Origin of the sequence: Sphingomonas sp. Sph1(2015) (genome assembly GCF_001970915.1) — a bacterium.
Classification (GTDB): Bacteria; Pseudomonadota; Alphaproteobacteria; order Sphingomonadales; family Sphingomonadaceae; genus Sphingomonas; species Sphingomonas parapaucimobilis.
In genome coordinates, this window is sequence record NZ_MQUI01000019.1 from 1 (window position 1) to 15,999 (window position 15,999).

16 protein-coding genes and 1 tRNA gene are annotated in these 15,999 nt (G+C 62.0%); 5 read left to right on the top strand and 12 right to left on the bottom strand.

Features of this window, described 5'->3' with window-relative positions; genetic code table 11:
* From BSZ14_RS09585 to BSZ14_RS09595, 3 genes are all read left to right on the top strand, one after another.
* A partial coding sequence (locus BSZ14_RS09585; protein WP_139330359.1) for a transposase domain-containing protein occupies positions 1-117 on the top strand: 117 nt, incomplete at its 5' end.
* A 114-nt stretch (positions 118-231) separates the two neighbouring features.
* Positions 232-1,473 (top strand): ATP-binding protein, encoded by a 1,242-nt coding sequence (locus BSZ14_RS09590; RefSeq protein WP_241823708.1) that lies wholly within the window; start codon positions 232-234, stop codon positions 1,471-1,473.
* A 64-nt stretch (positions 1,474-1,537) separates the two neighbouring features.
* A complete protein-coding gene (locus tag BSZ14_RS09595; RefSeq protein WP_158069196.1) occupies positions 1,538-2,857 on the top strand; it encodes a DUF6414 family protein in 1,320 nt (439 codons plus the stop codon).
* 186 nt (positions 2,858-3,043) lie between these two features.
* Here BSZ14_RS09595 and BSZ14_RS09600 read toward each other — a convergent pair whose 3' ends face one another.
* From BSZ14_RS09600 to BSZ14_RS09620, 5 genes are all read right to left on the bottom strand, one after another.
* A complete protein-coding gene (locus tag BSZ14_RS09600) occupies positions 3,044-5,077 on the bottom strand; it encodes a DUF6538 domain-containing protein (protein ID WP_076710741.1) in 2,034 nt (677 codons plus the stop codon).
* A gap of 146 nt (positions 5,078-5,223) precedes the next feature.
* Positions 5,224-5,297 (bottom strand) — tRNA-Gly (locus BSZ14_RS09605).
* A 68-nt stretch (positions 5,298-5,365) separates the two neighbouring features.
* Positions 5,366-5,998, bottom strand: a complete 633-nt coding sequence (locus tag BSZ14_RS09610; protein WP_241823709.1) for a L,D-transpeptidase family protein — start codon at positions 5,996-5,998, stop codon at positions 5,366-5,368.
* Positions 5,999-6,033: 35 nt separating this feature from the next.
* A complete protein-coding gene (gene dmeF / locus BSZ14_RS09615; protein WP_076710742.1) occupies positions 6,034-6,984 on the bottom strand; it encodes a CDF family Co(II)/Ni(II) efflux transporter DmeF in 951 nt (316 codons plus the stop codon).
* A gap of 47 nt (positions 6,985-7,031) precedes the next feature.
* A complete protein-coding gene (locus BSZ14_RS09620) occupies positions 7,032-7,307 on the bottom strand; it encodes a metal/formaldehyde-sensitive transcriptional repressor (RefSeq protein WP_056435008.1) in 276 nt (91 codons plus the stop codon).
* 102 nt (positions 7,308-7,409) lie between these two features.
* Between BSZ14_RS09620 and BSZ14_RS09625 the strand changes: the two genes are divergently transcribed.
* Positions 7,410-8,276 (top strand): PEP-CTERM sorting domain-containing protein, encoded by an 867-nt coding sequence (locus BSZ14_RS09625; RefSeq protein WP_338012085.1) that lies wholly within the window; start codon positions 7,410-7,412, stop codon positions 8,274-8,276.
* On the opposite strand, the gene BSZ14_RS09630 is transcribed toward BSZ14_RS09625, so the two are convergent.
* From BSZ14_RS09630 to hppD, 4 genes are all read right to left on the bottom strand, one after another.
* Positions 8,266-8,625, bottom strand: coding sequence for a Rieske (2Fe-2S) protein (locus BSZ14_RS09630; RefSeq protein ID WP_076710743.1), 360 nt, complete (start codon positions 8,623-8,625; stop codon positions 8,266-8,268). The two genes, BSZ14_RS09625 and BSZ14_RS09630, sit on opposite strands and share 11 nt — an antisense overlap.
* Positions 8,622-9,254, bottom strand: a complete 633-nt coding sequence (gene maiA / locus BSZ14_RS09635) for a maleylacetoacetate isomerase (RefSeq protein WP_076710744.1) — start codon at positions 9,252-9,254, stop codon at positions 8,622-8,624. The genes BSZ14_RS09630 and maiA overlap by 4 nt, the downstream gene beginning before the upstream one ends.
* On the bottom strand, positions 9,251-10,531 hold the full coding sequence (hmgA, locus tag BSZ14_RS09640; RefSeq protein ID WP_076710745.1) for a homogentisate 1,2-dioxygenase: 1,281 nt from the start codon (positions 10,529-10,531) through the stop codon (positions 9,251-9,253). Before hmgA ends, maiA begins: the two co-directional genes overlap by 4 nt.
* 149 nt (positions 10,532-10,680) lie before the next feature.
* The gene (gene hppD, locus BSZ14_RS09645) at positions 10,681-11,742 is read right to left on the bottom strand and encodes a 4-hydroxyphenylpyruvate dioxygenase (RefSeq protein WP_076710746.1); all 1,062 of its coding nucleotides are present in this window, start codon (positions 11,740-11,742) and stop codon (positions 10,681-10,683) included.
* Between the two features lie 63 nt (positions 11,743-11,805).
* On the opposite strand from hppD, the gene BSZ14_RS09650 reads away from it, so the two are divergent.
* On the top strand, positions 11,806-12,276 hold the full coding sequence (locus tag BSZ14_RS09650) for a MarR family winged helix-turn-helix transcriptional regulator (protein ID WP_076710747.1): 471 nt from the start codon (positions 11,806-11,808) through the stop codon (positions 12,274-12,276).
* On the opposite strand, the gene BSZ14_RS09655 is transcribed toward BSZ14_RS09650, so the two are convergent.
* Genes BSZ14_RS09655 through BSZ14_RS09665 form a run of 3 tightly spaced genes read right to left on the bottom strand, consistent with a single transcriptional unit; the run spans position 12,255 to position 15,960 of the window.
* On the bottom strand, positions 12,255-13,262 hold the full coding sequence (locus tag BSZ14_RS09655) for a glycosyltransferase family 4 protein (RefSeq protein ID WP_076710748.1): 1,008 nt from the start codon (positions 13,260-13,262) through the stop codon (positions 12,255-12,257). The genes BSZ14_RS09650 and BSZ14_RS09655 overlap by 22 nt on opposite strands.
* Positions 13,259-14,848, bottom strand: a complete 1,590-nt coding sequence (locus BSZ14_RS09660) for an alpha-amylase family glycosyl hydrolase (protein ID WP_076710749.1) — start codon at positions 14,846-14,848, stop codon at positions 13,259-13,261. Before BSZ14_RS09660 ends, BSZ14_RS09655 begins: the two co-directional genes overlap by 4 nt.
* Complete coding sequence (locus tag BSZ14_RS09665) at positions 14,845-15,960, bottom strand: glycoside hydrolase family 130 protein (RefSeq protein WP_076710750.1); 1,116 nt, start codon at positions 15,958-15,960, stop codon at positions 14,845-14,847. The genes BSZ14_RS09660 and BSZ14_RS09665 overlap by 4 nt, the downstream gene beginning before the upstream one ends.
* Positions 15,961-15,999 lie beyond the last annotated feature (39 nt).

Consider the following 15,999-nt stretch of genomic DNA (forward strand, 5'->3'; position numbering starts at 1 on the left):
CGCGTCGACCCACAGGCCTGGCTGACCGACACTCTCAAGCGCCTTGCGGGCGGCCACCGCATCAATGCACTCGGCGACCTCATGCCATGGGCATACGCCGCCCGCGTGGTGCGTTAACAGCGCTTACGATGGGAAAGATCCCCCGCTGCTTCAGTGGCCGCTCGAGCCGCCGATTGTGTGCAAATATGTGCTGCATCGCGCTACCGGCGCCCTTGGTCCGGACTGTGATTTATGCTTAATATCATCACGATGAGTGATGATATTGACGGTAGCAACGGAATTCTTAAAGGTGACCTGATGAAGGTCATCCACGTCGATGACTTATCGGGAACCGTTTATCTTCGTTTGTTCGACGGTCGTACGTCTCGCATAACAGGGTTGGCTGAAGGCACCCTTCACAAGAATGATGTCATTCTCAGCGATGGAAGCGAATGGAGGGTTGTGCCTAATGAACTGTGGCCCACATCCTTCCTGACATCCGTTGTCCGTGACGTGCTTGAGGACGGGACTGTACTTGGCGAATCGGGCAACGCTCTGCTGACGTTAGGAAATTCCCAAGGCATTCCAGTCTCGGCAAATTTTACTGTCGAAATAGACGGATCTTCGGATATCCGGCGGATCTTGTCGAAGGAGCCAATCCGAGTACGGCTAAATCTTGACGATTCCGAAATATCTGCATCATCGTTTTTGGTAAAGCCGGATGTGGACGGTCTTTCATTCGATGATTTCGGTGGTTACAACCATGTCGTATCGAGAGCAAAATATCTTATCAATACGCAACTAAACCGCCACGATGAGCTCAAAGTGATTGGCGCGCGCCCCGTGAAGGGGGTTCTGTTTACAGGTTTGCCTGGGACCGGGAAAACCCACCTGGCGCGCATCATCGCTAACGAAGCCAATGCGGATTTTTACAGCATCAGCGGCCCTGCCATCGTGAGCAAATGGGTGGGTGATTCGGAAGGGATGCTCCGCAAGATTTTCGAGCATGCGGAAAAATCCAGGTCGGGTCGATCAATCATATTCTTCGACGAGATCGACAGTATCGCGGAAGCTCGATCTGGGAACAGTAATGAATCTTCTCGAAAAATCGTCGCACAACTGCTCACACTCATGGACGGTTTCAGCAATCGCGAAAGCACAACTATCGTGATTGCTGCAACGAATCGCGTAGATTCGTTGGACCCGGCATTGACCAGACCGGGTAGATTTGACTGGGAAATTGAATTCGGTTTGCCGGACGTAATTGATCGGCTAGAAATTATGCGCGTGGGAATGCGCCGCATTCAATGCGATGACGACCTCCCGATCCTCGACGTGGCTTTGCGAACGCATAATTGGTCCGCAGCACGCCTAACCGCGATTTGGACCGAGGCTGCCCTTATCGCAGCATCTGACGAGCGAAGCCGGGTCGCTGGTGAAGACATCGCCCAAGCTTATGAACGCGTGGCACAGCGTCCGGAAAGAGATAAATAAGATGATGTTGGGTAGGCTCACTTTCAGTTCCAGATTTCCCTACATCCGCTTGCGCCCGGCCCGAGTGCTGCGGACCAGCAATGACGAGAAATCTCCACTACGCGAATTTATCTATCTTGATGAAATAAGCCTAGCAAGCCTTCTAGCGTCACAGAAGGGCGAGATCACGGACAATATAACGGCAAAATCGGAAGCAGCCCTTCTCGCTGAGATTGGTGGAAAGATCTCGGCAAAGCCAATACCTGGCGCGTCCGCAGAGGTCACATCGAGACTCCAGAGTACCAACAGCAATGCCGTTCAAACGGTTCGCAAGGCAAATGCGCAATCCTTGTTCCGCGAACTGCACATGTTGCAAAACCTAAGAAAAATACAACCTAATAATAAGGAAGATCTACCCGACAATTTGGATGACCTGTTTTCCTATCCGGAAAAATATGCAGCATTCAAGGCCTCAGAACTCATTAGGGGGGACCTTGTGGAGTTTCACGTTCAGCTATCGGCGTCGTGGATTTTCCAAATGAGTACGATGATTGCTGAATTTTCGGATATGTTCGATGAAAGTCCAGCCCTTTTCATCGAAAACGTAAGATTTGCCGACCTGTATAATGCAAAGAACGCCAATAAAATTATAAATAGGTTGCTGGCCGGCTTGGTACCAATTGACGGGATTGCATCTGGATATTCTGTAGTAATAGATGGTATAGATGAGTATATTATAGAAAATACAATAATAAACCATTTGGGGATCGATTCTATTCCGCTTAAGGTTGTCGGCGTGACGGAGCATTCTGCCTATTGGAAAGACATCAGGCGGGTGCTGTTCGCGAATAATGAATTCACGGTACTGTGTCGGCTTTCTAAGTCGGGCCTGCAGACTGAATGGAACCCTATCAAAGCTGCGGACATTTTTCGGGATTTCGTTCCGGATTTGGCGGCCCAGATAGAGGAGTCCAGTAAGATGGCAATGATGGCGTCATCCAAGGATACATCGAAGCAAAGCCCTGATCCGCTTCACTCGCAGCTCATTTTTGCAGTTAGCAAATACAAAGATATTATTCTATCCAAGATCACCGATGAAATCCCAGATGCATTATTAGAAAGTATAGACGAACGAATTTCACAGATGGCATTCTATTCAGATACTGCGGAAGGGCAACGTCTCGCATTTTCTCAGGTGAAGGCGCTGATCGAAGAGCTTACCGGCCAGAACGTAACTCCGAAGATAGATTTCAGCGCTCGTGAACGAGCACGAAAGGTCATGAAGCTCCCATTTTTCCCGGATGTGTCCGTTTCTGAGGCGAACGATGTCACGACGCCCCCAGTCCTACTGGAGCCGAAAAAGTCACGCATGCTGGATGTGGAGGTTGTCGCGATTTACTGGTGAGAGTGCGCAGGGTTAGAGAGCTTACGTCCGGTTTTGGCCAAACCCGGAATTTGACGGATCCCCGTCAATGGCAGGTAAGTCCCACTCCCAGCCCTTCGCTGTGCCCTTCGGCATACTTAGTTGACACGAACGAGCACACGCTTTCTGGCTGAGCCGCTGTCCGCCTGAACAACCACAATTGGGTCATCACGCCTTCCGCCGCGATGCGCATTCCTTGTACGATCCCGTCCGCGACCTTTCCTCAAGCGGCAGCAGGGCCAGCGGTCCGGGCGTGAGATGCGCCGTCAGGTTCGGCGTCGCGTCGCACATCAATGCCAGCCGCTTCTGAATGATCGCCGCACCGCCCTTAACGAACCAAGCCTTGCAGTATTTGCGCGGCCCCGTGCCCTCGCGGACATGGCCCAGGATATCATCCATATAGACCTGCTTCGCGTCTGAATCCTCGAGGAAGCTTGCCCCGGCGGTACGCATCGAATGGAGGTCGGCGCGCTTGCCCGAGGAGGTTCGCAGGAGCGGTACATTTTGATCGACATAGTCGAGCAGGTACCGACCAGCGCCCGCGTAGAAGCGGGTCCCACCACGCCTTTTGAGATCACCCCGGTACAATTCCGGGAACAGCATGCAGTGACCTTCCGCCTCGATCGCGGCGACATACTCCTTGAAGCCGAGCCGTAGCAGCTCTGGATGCAGAGGGATGACACGGTGGCGCGAACGACGTTTCAGGCCCGCCGCGGTTTCGCCATTCTTGCTTTTGGTCATGTTGGCCTTGACGATCAGAAAGGGCGTATCGACGTCGAACACGATCTCGCTGCATTCGAGCCCGCACGCCTCTTCGCGGCTCATGAAGGTGTAGGCCAACAGCAGCGGAACCCAGTATGCAGCGTCCTGCCACACCTTGTTGTCGGAACCGGTCTTGAACCGTCGGCTGCACCCGCCGCCGCCGGTGTAAATGGGAGCCTTGAAGGCGCAGACCAACTGCGCTTCCGTCCACGGCATCCGGTCAGGATCGGTGGGATCATCTTGGATCTTGGCGGTATGCTCGTTGAAGTCGACGATGAGATCCTTGCCAAATTTCGGCCGCCACGACGCCTTGGCTAACTCCCGCGAGAACCGCGCCATGATCGTCAGATCGCGATTGTACGTTCGATCGCTGCGCGGCGTCTTCTTCGCCATTGCATCGACTTCCACGAGCACCTCCTTCAGCGGACGACTCATGGCGCCCGCCTCGGGCGTTCCCCATCTGAATTCCGTGGGTAGCTTCCTCAGGGTCTGGGCATAATGCAGGGCATCGGCGGGGCCATAGTCGCATAGGCGCTTGTCGCCGGTGATCCACCCGAAACTGCGTATCACACGCCGACGCTGGTCCAAATCCTCGTCCCAGTCGCCCGCGCTCTGGATCATCTTGATGGTGTCCTCGATGATCTCGCTGAACCGCCGCGTGTCCTGGGTGAGGAACGGGGAGTCGGGCTGACCCGCGCTAGAGAGCCGCTGCGGATCAGCCTGATCGAATGGCGTTAGGGTTGAAGGCGCAACCGGCTGGCGCCGGATCGCCGCGACGACATCGTCGTCGAGCAGGGCCGTGTAGGGATCGCCCCGGCTGGCCGCGAGCGGATGATCGGCGAGCGCTGCGCGCGCCTGCGCTTCTGCCCGTGCGCGGAGGAGTTGGACGCGCGCGTCATTGATCGCGCACGGGGTCGTCGGCGCCGACATCGCCGTCAACGCGCTCTCGGCATCACGTTGCGCGCTCTTATGGGGCGCCAGCGACCGGAGCATCATCACGACGGCGGCACGATCCTCATCCGAGAAGCCCTCGGTCAGCTCGTTGACGATGACTTCCGGCACGCTGTCCGCATCGGCGGGCAGACGCACGGCGATGCGATAGGCCGCTTCCAGCACCCGCAATGTGCGACGGTTCCCTTCCAGCGCGTCTGGGGCATCGAAATGGGAGGCCATCGCCAGCCCCAACTCCTCGTCCAGCCCCGCGCGGAAGATGCGCGTTAGTTCCTGCGCCTGGAGGAAACCGCGGCTGGTCCGGTTGAACATTTGCATCGCCATCATCTCCCATCGGGCGGACAGCCGGGGGACGAGGCGACGTGCCTCGACCGGGTCGGCCGTACCGAGCGAGATGCTTATAGGATGGTTGACGACGCTCCGCTGGTACAGGCGGCGGCGGTAGTAATAGCGCGCGCCACGCCGGCACAGATAGGTGATCGAGGCCACGTCCCACGTCTCGTCCGGTCGCCGGCACGGGCTTGGATTGCGGGCGGACGACGGCGGCGTGTGCGCAGCTTGGTGCTACAGCCAGGTGTCCCGCGAAGCGCGGCCGGACGCCGGAATGGCGGAAATCCGAGGGTTCAGTGCGGTGATGGAGCGGGTGAAGGGAATCGAACCCTCGTATTCAGCTTGGGAAGCTGCTGCTCTACCATTGAGCTACACCCGCGTTGCGATGCTGCCTATTCAAGCCACAGGAATTTGGCAAGCGGGTGCGACCAAATTTCTTGGGGGCGATCAGCCCAGGATCGACTGGCCCAGCGTCATCGTCTTGCCGTTGGTCACGATCACCCGGTCGCCCAGTTTCGTCGCGGCGAACAGCTTTTTGGCAAAGTCGGTAGGCACGCCGATACAGCCATGGGTGGCATTGCCGTAGCGAACATCGCTGGCATGGATGGCGACGCCATCATTGGTCAGGCGCAGCATATAGGGCATCGGCGCGTCATAGAGGTTGGAGACGTGGGTCGCATCCTTTTGCAGGATGGGAAACACGCCGAGCGGCGTCGGCATATTGTCCGCGCCATAGATGATCGCCGCCGTACCGATCTCATAGCCGTCCCGGAAGATCGAGACGACCTGCGCGGCCAGATCCACCGTGATGACGATGGGGCCGCCGGGCGCGCCACTTTCGTCCCACACGAAGTCACCGTGCTTCAATGGCCCCTTCAGGTCCAGGATATGGCGGACGACGAAGGGCGGAGGCGTCGGAGAGGGGGAGGGAGCCGCGACCGGTGGCCGGGAAGCGATCCAGGGCGCTGTCGTCCTGGCGGGCCGGGGCGCGTCATTGCGAGAGGCGTGGCGGGCCAGCATCACGCCGCCGCCCGCCGCGCCCAGAAGGATGGCTCCGGCCAGAATTTGCAGCGCTTTCATCCTGCGCCCTCTACCATCCCTTTTTCAATAAGGTGTTAGCGGATTTCGACCGTGACATGACCGAGCGCCGCCATGCCCTCCAGTCGCTGGTGGATTGCGGCGCTCGTCAGGACCGTGTCGATGCCTTCGACCGACAGGACCACGGCATGGGCCGTGGGTCCGATCCGCCAGATATGGAAGTCGTGGATGCGCAGGTCGCCGGGCGCCTCCACCCGGTCGCGGACCTGACCGGCGAGCTTGGGATCGGCTGCGTCGAGCAGCACGGTCGAGGCCTGGCGCATCAGGCCGACCGACCAGTTGGCGATGACTGCCGCACCCAACAGCCCGACCGCCGGATCGAGCCAGACCCAGCCCAGATAGCGCCCCGCCACCAAAGCCAGGATCGCCATGACCGACGTCAGCGCATCGGCCAGGACATGGATATAGGCCGCGCGCATGTTGGTGTCGCCACCATAACGGTCATGCGAATGCCCATGGTCCTGGTCGCGATGATCGTGCGAATGACCATGGCTGTGGGAATGGCTGTGTCCATGATCATGCCCGTGCCCGTGACCATGGCCGAGCAGCCAGGCACTGGCGATGTTGACCAGCAGACCCAGCACCGCGACGAAGATCGCGTCCCCGAACGCAACCGCATGCGGATCGGCCAGCCGCATGATCGATTCATAGGCGATGCCCAGCGATACCAGCCCCAGCACCATCGCCGAGCCGAAGCCCGCCAGCTCGCCGACCTTGCCGGTGCCCCAGCTATAACGGGGATTGGCGACATGGCGCTTGGCATAGGAATAGGCGATCGCCGCGATCCCCAGTGCCCCGACATGGGTCGCCATATGGAAACCATCGGCCAGCAGGGCCATCGATCCGGTCAGATAGCCCGCGACGATCTCGCCGACCATCATCCCCGTCGACAGCCATACCACCAGGCGGGTGCGGCGCGCATTCTCGTCATGGGCATGGCCCAGATAATCGTGGCTGTGATTGTTCATGGAGGCGTTCACGGGGCTGTTCACGGCAAGGCGTCCTTGATCGGCAATCAGCGGAAATGGCGGCGGAGCAACTTGGCCAGCTCGGTGGCGGCGGCCTTGCGCTCCTCGTCGGAGAGGTCGGGGGCCGCGACATGGGCGTGGAGGTGATCCTCGACCAGTTCGTCCATCAATCCCGCCACCGCGCCGCGCACCGCTGCGACCAGGTGCAGCGTCTCGGCGCAATCGGCATCGGCCGTCACCGACCGCTCGATCGCCGCGACCTGTCCCGCGATCCGTCGGACGCGCGCGATGATCTTTTCCTTGCTGGTCGTCACATGAGCCATAATGGATAGGGGTATAGGGTATATCGGAATTTCGATCAACCGGGTTGCGTACCCGCGGGGGCATCCGTCAGAAGGGCTGCCATGAAGAACAAGGGGACGGGCATGATGGGAAAGTTTCGGCATTGGGGTTTGATAGCGGTGGCGCTGACCGCATCCGCCCCGGCCGCTGCGGAGTCGATCCTGTTCGTCGGCAACAGCTTCACCTTCGGCGCGCATTCGCCGGTCATGCGCTACCGCCCCGACCTGGTCCGCGACCTGAACCGCGAAGGCATTGGCGGCGTGCCCGCGCTGTTCAAGACGTTCGCCAAGCAGGCGGGCCAGGACTGGCAGGTCAGCCTGGAAACCGCGCCCGGCCGCGACCTCGCCTATCATTACGAGAAGAAACGCAAGGAAATCGATCGGCGCTGGGATGTCGTCGTGCTGCAGGGCTATAGCACGCTCGACGCGCAGCGGCCGGGCGATCCGACGCGCCACGCCGAGGCGGCAGGGCTGCTGACCGCCATGCTGCGCCGAGCCAATCCGCGCGTCAGGGTCGAGCTGGTATCCACCTGGAGTCGCGCGGACCTGACCTATCGCACCGCCAGTCCCTGGCGTGGCAAGACGATCAACGCGATGGCGGACGATCTGGCGGCGGGGAATGCCTATGCATTGCGGCGCTATCCCGAAATCTCGGGCACGATCCCGGTCGGGCAGGCGTGGAACAGGGCCTGGGCGGAGCGGGTCGCCGATCCGAACCCCTATGACGGTATCGCCTTCGGTCAGGTCGATCTGTGGACCTGGGACCAGTATCACGCCAGCGCAGCGGGCTATTATCTCGAGGCGCTGGTCGTCTTCGGGAAGATCACGGGGTTCGACGTCCGCCGGCTGGGCGAGCAGGAGCGGGCGGGGATCGATCTGGGGCTGGAACCCCGCCTCATTGGTCGGTTGCAGGCGATTGCCCATGCCGAGGTGACGGGCGTCACGCCGTAACGATGGCTCCGTCGCGCACCGCGACCGGCCAGGGCGTTAGACGCTGTCCCATGCAGGGGCCGCCCAGACATTGGCCGTCCGCCACGCCGAAGATCGCGCCGTGCCATGAACAGGCGATCCGCTCCCCATTCGGGGTCAGATAGGCGTCGAGTTCCTGCGCCAGCGGGAGGCCCATATGCGGGCAGCGGTCGACATAGCCATGGACCGTTTCGCCGTGCCGTACGACAAAGCCATGGAAACGGCCCGCGCGCATCTGGAGCACGAAGTTGCGCGCCGCGCCGTCGGCAATGGTGTCGAGTGGGCCGAGCGTGATCCCGGGGGGCGTGGCGGTCAGGCGTTCGTCGCTCATGCCGCGTCGCCCTGAACCTCGGGTGATGCCTCGGGTACGCGGTCGCGCAGGCGCTGGGCCGCCGCGACGAGCAGGGGAAAGGCCGACAGGTCGACCGCGAACCGCCGGGCGTTATAGACCTGCGGCAGGATATGGCAGTCGGCCAGCGTCGGCGTGTCGCCATAGGCATAGCCCGCGCCGTGCCGTTCGATCAGCATTTCCAGCGCCGCGAAGCCCTCCGTCACCCAATGACCGATCCAGTGATCGATCGCGTCGTCGTCGGCTCCCATGTCCTGACGCAGCATGGTCAGGACGCGCAGATTGTTGATCGGGTGGATATCGCACGCCACGATGGCCGCCATCGCCCGCACAACGGCGCGCCCGGCATGGTCGTCCGGGAGAAGTGGCGGATCGGGATAGCGTTCCTCCACCCATTCCAGAATGGCGGGACTTTGGATCAACGGTCCGTCCGGCCCTTCCAGCACCGGCACGAGGCCCTGGGGCTGGAGCGCGCGATAGTCCGCGGCACGCTGCGCCCCGGTGCGCAGGTCGTGCGCGACGCCGTCATAGGACAGGCCTTTCAGCGCCAGCGCCAGTCGCACGCGATAGGCGGCGCTCGAACGCCAATAGCCGTGGAGCGTCAGGCTCATAGGGGCAGCCTGGCCTTGGGAAAGTCCTTCCACACGGCATCGTAATCGAGTTGGGCATGGGACAATGCGTGGGTCGTCGGGCGATAGGGCCAGCAGCTTTCCACCATGAAGGCCATGGTGCCCTCGATCCGGTGCGGCCTGAGGTCGGCGTTGCTCGCCCCCTGCCAGCTGGCAAGGTCGGGGCCGTGACCCGCCATCAAATTGTGGAGCGACAGGCCGCCGGGACGGAATCCTTCGGCCTTCGCATCATAGGCACCGGTGATCAGGCCCATCGCTTCCGACATGATGTTGCGGTGGAACCAGGGCGGCCGGAACGTGTCCTCCGCGACCATCCAGCGTGGCGGAAACAGGACGAGATCGGCATTCGCCCGGCCGGGCACGTCGCTGGGTGAGGTGAGCAAAGTAAAGATCGAGGGGTCGGGATGGTCGAAGCTGACCGTGTTGATCGTATTGAAACGCGACAGGTCGTAACGCCAGGGCACGAGATTGCCGTGCCAGGCCACCACGTCGAGGGGGCTATGGTCGAGGGTCATCGTCCAGAGCGAGCCGAGGAATTTCTGGACGACCTGTGTCGGCTCGTCGCGATCCTCGAACCAGGCGACGGGGGTTTCGAAATCGCGCGGATTGCCCAAGCCGTTCGCGCCGATCGGCCCCAGATCGGGCAGGCGGAACAGGCTGCCATGGTTCTCCGCAACATAGCCCGCCGCCTCGCCATCGGGCAGTTCGACACGAAAGCGCACGCCGCGCGGGACGAGCGCGATCTGGCCGGGGGCGATGTCGATGCGACCCAGCTCAGTCAGGATGGTCAGGCGGCCGGATTGCGGCAGGAAGACCAGCTCGCCGTCCGCATCGACGAACACCCGCTCCATGCTGCGATTGCAGGTATAGACATGGACCGCGACACCCTCCAGATCGGCGGGGTCGCGGTTCGCGAGCATCGTCGTCATCCCGTCGATCCAGTCGGTGCCCGGCGGCGTCATCGGCGCCGGGTCCCAGCGCAGGCGATTGGGGGGCAGGGGGCTGTCGCTGGTGCCGGGGGCGAAGCGGGGCGCGCCGTCATAGGGCTCGTAGGGCGGATGCTCGGCGGTCGGGCGAAGGCGATAGAGCCAGGAGCGACGATTTTCGTGACGCGGCGCGGTGAAGGCGGTGCCGGACAGTTGCTCGGCATACAGCCCGTAAGCCGGGCGCTGGGGCGAGTTGCGGCCGATGGGGAGTGCGCCGGGGACCGCCTCGGTCGCGACATGGTTGCCGAAGCCGGGGATGTAGGATGTCGTCATCTCTTTTCCTCTCCTTCCAAGCAAGCCCCTCCCCTTTAGGGGAGGGGTTGGGGTGGGGCCTCTCCACGCGCCGGCGGTTTTCGGAAGCGCCCCACCCCCGGCCCCTCCCCTGAAGGGGAGGGGAGGAAGCCCCTTGGTTCGGCAAAATCTCAGGCGTCGACGGTAATGACGCCGCGCCGGATTTGGTCCAACTCGATCGACTCAAACAACGCCTGGAAATTGCCGTTGCCGAAGCCTTCATTGCCCTTGCGCTGGATGATCTCGAAGAAGATCGGCCCGACCATGTTCTCGGTGAAGATCTGGAGCAGGATACCCTCTTCGCCGACATTGCCGTCGATCAGGATACGGTTCTTGCGAAGGCGTTCCAGGTCCTCGCCATGGTTCGGCACGCGCTTGTCGACCAGTTCGTAATAGGTCTCGATCGTGTCCTGCAACCGCACGCCGCGCGCGCGCAGCTTCTCGACGGTGTCGTAAATATTATCGGTGGTCAGCGCGAGATGCTGAATGCCTTCGCCATTATATTCGCGGATGAATTCCTCGATCTGGCTCTTCTCGTCCTGGCTCTCGTTCAGCGGGATGCGGATCGCCTTGTCGGGAGCGATCATCGCCTGGCTGAACAGGCCGGTCGCCTTACCCTTGATGTCGAAATACTTCTGCTCCTCAAAGCCGAAGAGCTTCGAGTAGAAGCCCGACCATGTGCGCATTTCGCCGCGGCGGACATTGTGGGTCAGGTGGTCGAGCAGGTCGAGCCCGACATTGTTCTCCGCCTCGGCCTGCTGCCAGCCTTCGACCTCGTTCCAGTCGGCGAACAGGTCGCTGCCCGCCTTGACGAGATAGAGATAGCTGCCGCCGATGCCCTCGATTGCCTGGGCATCCGGGGTCAGGCATCCCCGCGCGGCGTCGACCGGGGTGGCGCCGCCCTTGATCGCGTGGTCGAACGTCTCCACCGGATCGGCGACGTAGAAGCCCATGCCGCTGGCCGACGGGCCATGCTCGGCACGGAAGTCCGCCGCCTGGCCCTGCTCCTCGGCGTTCAGCAGCAGGGTGATGCGGCCCTGCTTGTAACGGGTGATCGCCTTTTCGGGATGCCGATGGGTGGGGACGAAGCCCATCATGTCGAACTGACGGGCCAGCGTGTCGGGCTCGGGCGTCGTGAATTCGCAGAATGCGAAGCCGTCCAGGCCCAGCGGATTGTTCGGGGTGGTTGCCATGACGTCCAACTCCTGATCCAGTATCTTCGGTTACTAGATCGCAGAACAGGGAATTGGTGTCAAATGTTACGATCTCGCGAATTGCGGCTGGATGGCTTCCTTCCCTATCGCCTGTCGATCACGTCCAACCTGGTCAGCGATCATATCGCCAGCGCCTATCAACAGCTGTTCGGGCTGACGATCCCGGAGTGGCGGCTGATCGCGATCGTCGCGGAGGAGGGCGCAGTCGCCCAGTCGGCGGTGTGCGAGCGCAGCCGGATGGACAAGGTGACGGTTTCGCGCGCCGCCATCGCCATGGTGGGGCGTGGCCTCCTTGCCCGAAACGCGCATGACGGCGACCGCCGCTCGCATCTGCTGGTCCTGACCGAGGCGGGGCGGGAACTCTATGCCGATGTTGCGCCAAAGGCGCTGGAACTGGAGGCGCAGCTATTCGCCGGGTTCACGCCGGACGAACTGGAGGCGTTCGTGACGATGCTCCACCGGATCGACAGCGTCGCGCTGGCGCAGCGCGATCAGCCCAGGATCGTTCGATAAAGCTGAAGATAGCGGTCGGCCATGCGGTCGACCGAGAAGCGATCGGCCGCCACTTTTCGGCAGGTGGCCCGGTCGATCTCGCCGATCCGGCGGACCGCTTCGATGGCCTGTTCGACATTATCCACCAGGAAGCCGTTGACCCCGTCCTCGATCAGTTCCGGCATCGATCCACGCCGGATCGCGATGACCGGCGTGCCGCAGGCCATCGCCTCGACAACCGAAAGCCCGAACGGCTCGTCAAAGTTGATGAGGTGGAGCAAGGCCTTGGCCTGTCCCAGCGCCGCAGTCCGCTCCACGCCGCCGACGGGTCCGCGATAGACGATGCGGTCGTCATCGACATGGGGTTGCACCTCGCGCTCCCAATAGCCCTGGTCCTGCACAATCCCTGCCATCAGCAGGCGGTCGCCGACGGCTTGCGCGACGGCAATGGCTTCGGCGGCCCCCTTGTCGGGGTGGATGCGACCGAAGAACAGAAGGTCATCGCTACCCACTGGATCGAAAGGGAAATCCTCGATCGGGATGCCGTGATGGATGGTGTCGGCATAGCGTAGTCGGGGATGCCGGTCGGCGTCCGAAATCGCGACGTAGCGTATCCGATCCTGATAGGGCGCGTACATCGGCACGATACGCTCCGACGAGAAGCCGTGGATGGTCGTCACCATCGGCGTATCAACCAGCCCGGAAAAGGCGTGGGCGGGAAAATCGGCTTGGTTGTGGATCAGGTCGAACTCGCCCGCCCGCTCGAACACGCTGGCCAGGTGACGCATTTCCCAGACCTTGGCATCGACCGATGGATCTTCCGAATAGGGGGCGGGGACGGGGCCAGCCAGCTTGGCGGTGGTGATGCTGTCCTGCGTCGCGAACAGGGTGACGTCGACGCCCCGCGCGACCAGCGCCTCGGTCAGCAGGCTCGTCACCAATTCCCAGGGGCCATAGGCGCGCGGCGGGGTACGCCATGCGATAGGGGCAATCATCGCGATCTTCATGCAGGCGTGTCGACTTTCAGGATCAGGCCCTCATCGGGGCGAAGCAGGACGGGGTTATCGCTCGGCAGATCACCCAGCGTGGACAGTATGGGGCGGCCAGTCAGGCGGATCGGCGCCGATTCCGCACTCAGGTTGAGCGCGATGACGAAGCGTTCACCATCCTGTTCGCGCTTATAGGCGAGCACGGAACCCTCCGCCTCGATCAGCCGGATCGCTCCGGTGGCGAGCGCCGGACTGCTCCGCCGAAGCGCCAGCAAGGCCCGGTGGAGCGTCAGCATGGAGTCGGGTTCGGCCAGTTCGTTAGCAACATTGCGCTGTCGCCAGCCTTCGCCGAGCGGCAGCCAAGGTTCACCCGTCGTAAAGCCGCCCTGGTCGCTGGCGTCCCAAACCATTGGCGTGCGCACAGGATCACGCCCCAGGCCCAGCCCAGGCTCGCGTAACTCGCGCGGATCGCGAACGCGGTCGGGCGGAATGACGCCATTTTCCATACCCAGCTCATCGCCATAATAAAGCGTCGGCGTACCCCGCAGCGTCAGCAGCAGCATCGCCGCTACCCGCGCCTGTGCCGGACCACGCTTGGTCGCGCTGCGCGGGCGGTCGTGATTGCCCAGTACCCAGTTCGGCCATCCGCCTGGGGGCAGGGCGGCCTCATAGTCCGCGATCATCCGCGCCAGATGGCGCGCATCCCAAGCGGCATCGATCAACTGGAAGTTGAAGGGCAGGTGAACGCCCTCCCCGCGCTGACCGTAATAGCGCATCAGCCTCTCGACCGGCAGATAGATTTCGCCGATCAGCACGCGCTCATTGTCCCCGCGGCCGAACATATCGGCGATGGCACGCATGTCGGCGGCGATGTCATGGACCTCGGGCTGGTCGGTCGAATGGAGCTGGAACACCCGGTTCATCTCACCGGTCGCCGGGTCCCAGTCCGGGTTGAGCGGATTGTCGGGGAAGCCCGCATGTTTGACGATGTGCCAGAGCACATCGATCCGAAACCCATCGACGCCGCGCGCGAACCAGAAACGCAACACGTCGAGCATCGCGGCGCGCACATCCGGATTGCGCCAGTTGAGGTCGGGCTGTTCCTTCAGAAAGGCGTGATAATAATATTGGCCGGTCGCCTCGTCCCAGGTCCAAGCGGGACCGCCGAAATCGCTGATCCAGTTGTTGGGCGGGCCGCCGTCCGGGGCTGCATCGCGCCAAATATACCAGTCGCGCTTGGGATTGTCGCGGCTGGACCGGCTCTCGACGAACCAGGGATGCTGGTCCGAGCTGTGATTGGGTACGAAGTCGAGCAGCAGCTTCAGCCCACGCGCATGCGCCGAGGCCAGCAGCGAGTCGAAATCCGCCAGCGTCCCGAACCGACGATCGACATCGCAGTAATCTTTCACATCATAGCCGAAGTCGGCCATAGGTGACGGAAAGATTGGTGAAAGCCAGATCGCATCCACGCCCAGCTCGACCAGATAGTCAAGGCGGCGCTCGATGCCGCGCAGGTCGCCGACGCCGTCGTCATCGCTGTCCTGAAACGACCAGGGGTAAATCTGATAGAGGGCCGCCGACTGCCACCAGGGGCGCGCGCTCATGCGAACAGCCCCTTGGGCAGCCGGGTCATGCGGCAGGCCAAGTCGGCTTCACCGCTTGCCACCAGATAATGGTCGCCCATGTCGATCATGCCGGTCGAAAAGACCACCGGCGTCGGCAGGTACATTTGATGGGCGATGGAGGCCGTAAGCTCGGGCGCGGCCTCCAGGATCGGTTGATCGTCGGCAAGGTGCAGGATGTGCGTCGGGTCGGTTTTGTCGAACAGCGCCCAGAAGCTGCGATAGATGCCGACCGACTCGCGCCGCTCGACACCGTGATAAAGGGTCAGCCAACCCTGTTCGGTCAGGATCGGCGGAGTGCCTCCGCCGACCTTCATCGCCGATACCGAACCCTTGCGTGCCCGGATGCCGGGGGCCTCCAGCGGTTTCCAGTGCAGCGCGTCTGGCGACGTCGCAAAATTGATCGACGGTCCCCCGACAAAGGGGCTGTCCCCGGGATAGGCGAAATACACTTCGCCCAGCGGTCGGGTCAGCGCCATGAACCGGCCGTCGACCAGTCCCTCGAAGAACAGCATATCCTTGTTCTGATGATCGAGGATGATCCCCGCCAGCCGGTAATCCAGGCCGTTGTCAGAGATATGAAGCGTGGTCGAATGCCGCTCGGCAGACACTGAGCAGGTCGTCATGTACCACCGGTCGCCGACCCGGCTGATCCGGGCATCCTCGACCCCGTAATCCTGCCAGGTCGCGGCAGGTTCGATCGCCTTATCATAATGGACCGCGACAATTGTCGAGCCGTCGCCCGACAGTTCGACCGGCAGCAGCCAGGACAGGGAGGTGAGCGCAAGGATACGGTGTGCGCTGCCGCGAATGGCGAACTGGCGCGGATCGGTCATGTCGACCGCCGAGAGCGGGTAGCGGTCGAGAACATAGCCTTTGTCCGTCCAGCGGATCGCGCGGACATGATCGCCGTCGACCGGCTGGCTCAGCGCCTCGGCCACGCGAACCATCAGCAGGATGTTGCCGTTGGCCAGCCGGGTCATGCCCGGATTGAACGCCCCCAGCACATAGGTCGGCTCGGATATGCCGCGGCGAAGCGGGGAGCGGGACAGATCGAGATCATCGGGGCGGAAGATCAGCAGGTCGTCGGACATGGCCCGCCAACGCCCGCCATATCCTCGCGTTCCCGATGA

Excerpts from the sequence above, each read along its gene's own strand:
- dmeF (WP_076710742.1), bottom strand. The coding sequence starts at position 6,984 with ATGAACAATCACAGCCACGATTATCTGGGCCATGCCCATGACGAGAAT.
- BSZ14_RS09590 (WP_241823708.1), top strand. The coding sequence starts at position 232 with ATGCTTAATATCATCACGATGAGTGATGATATTGACGGTAGCAACGGA.
- BSZ14_RS09650 (WP_076710747.1), top strand. The coding sequence starts at position 11,806 with ATGTTACGATCTCGCGAATTGCGGCTGGATGGCTTCCTTCCCTATCGC.
- BSZ14_RS09660 (WP_076710749.1), bottom strand. The coding sequence starts at position 14,848 with ATGAGCGCGCGCCCCTGGTGGCAGTCGGCGGCCCTCTATCAGATTTAC.
- hmgA (WP_076710745.1), bottom strand. The coding sequence starts at position 10,531 with ATGACGACATCCTACATCCCCGGCTTCGGCAACCATGTCGCGACCGAG.
- BSZ14_RS09630 (WP_076710743.1), bottom strand. The coding sequence starts at position 8,625 with ATGAGCGACGAACGCCTGACCGCCACGCCCCCCGGGATCACGCTCGGC.
- BSZ14_RS09625 (WP_338012085.1), top strand. The coding sequence starts at position 7,410 with ATGATGGGAAAGTTTCGGCATTGGGGTTTGATAGCGGTGGCGCTGACC.
- maiA (WP_076710744.1), bottom strand. The coding sequence starts at position 9,254 with ATGAGCCTGACGCTCCACGGCTATTGGCGTTCGAGCGCCGCCTATCGC.
- BSZ14_RS09620 (WP_056435008.1), bottom strand. The coding sequence starts at position 7,307 with ATGGCTCATGTGACGACCAGCAAGGAAAAGATCATCGCGCGCGTCCGA.
- BSZ14_RS09610 (WP_241823709.1), bottom strand. The coding sequence starts at position 5,998 with ATGAAAGCGCTGCAAATTCTGGCCGGAGCCATCCTTCTGGGCGCGGCG.
- hppD (WP_076710746.1), bottom strand. The coding sequence starts at position 11,742 with ATGGCAACCACCCCGAACAATCCGCTGGGCCTGGACGGCTTCGCATTC.
- BSZ14_RS09655 (WP_076710748.1), bottom strand. The coding sequence starts at position 13,262 with ATGAAGATCGCGATGATTGCCCCTATCGCATGGCGTACCCCGCCGCGC.
- BSZ14_RS09665 (WP_076710750.1), bottom strand. The coding sequence starts at position 15,960 with ATGTCCGACGACCTGCTGATCTTCCGCCCCGATGATCTCGATCTGTCC.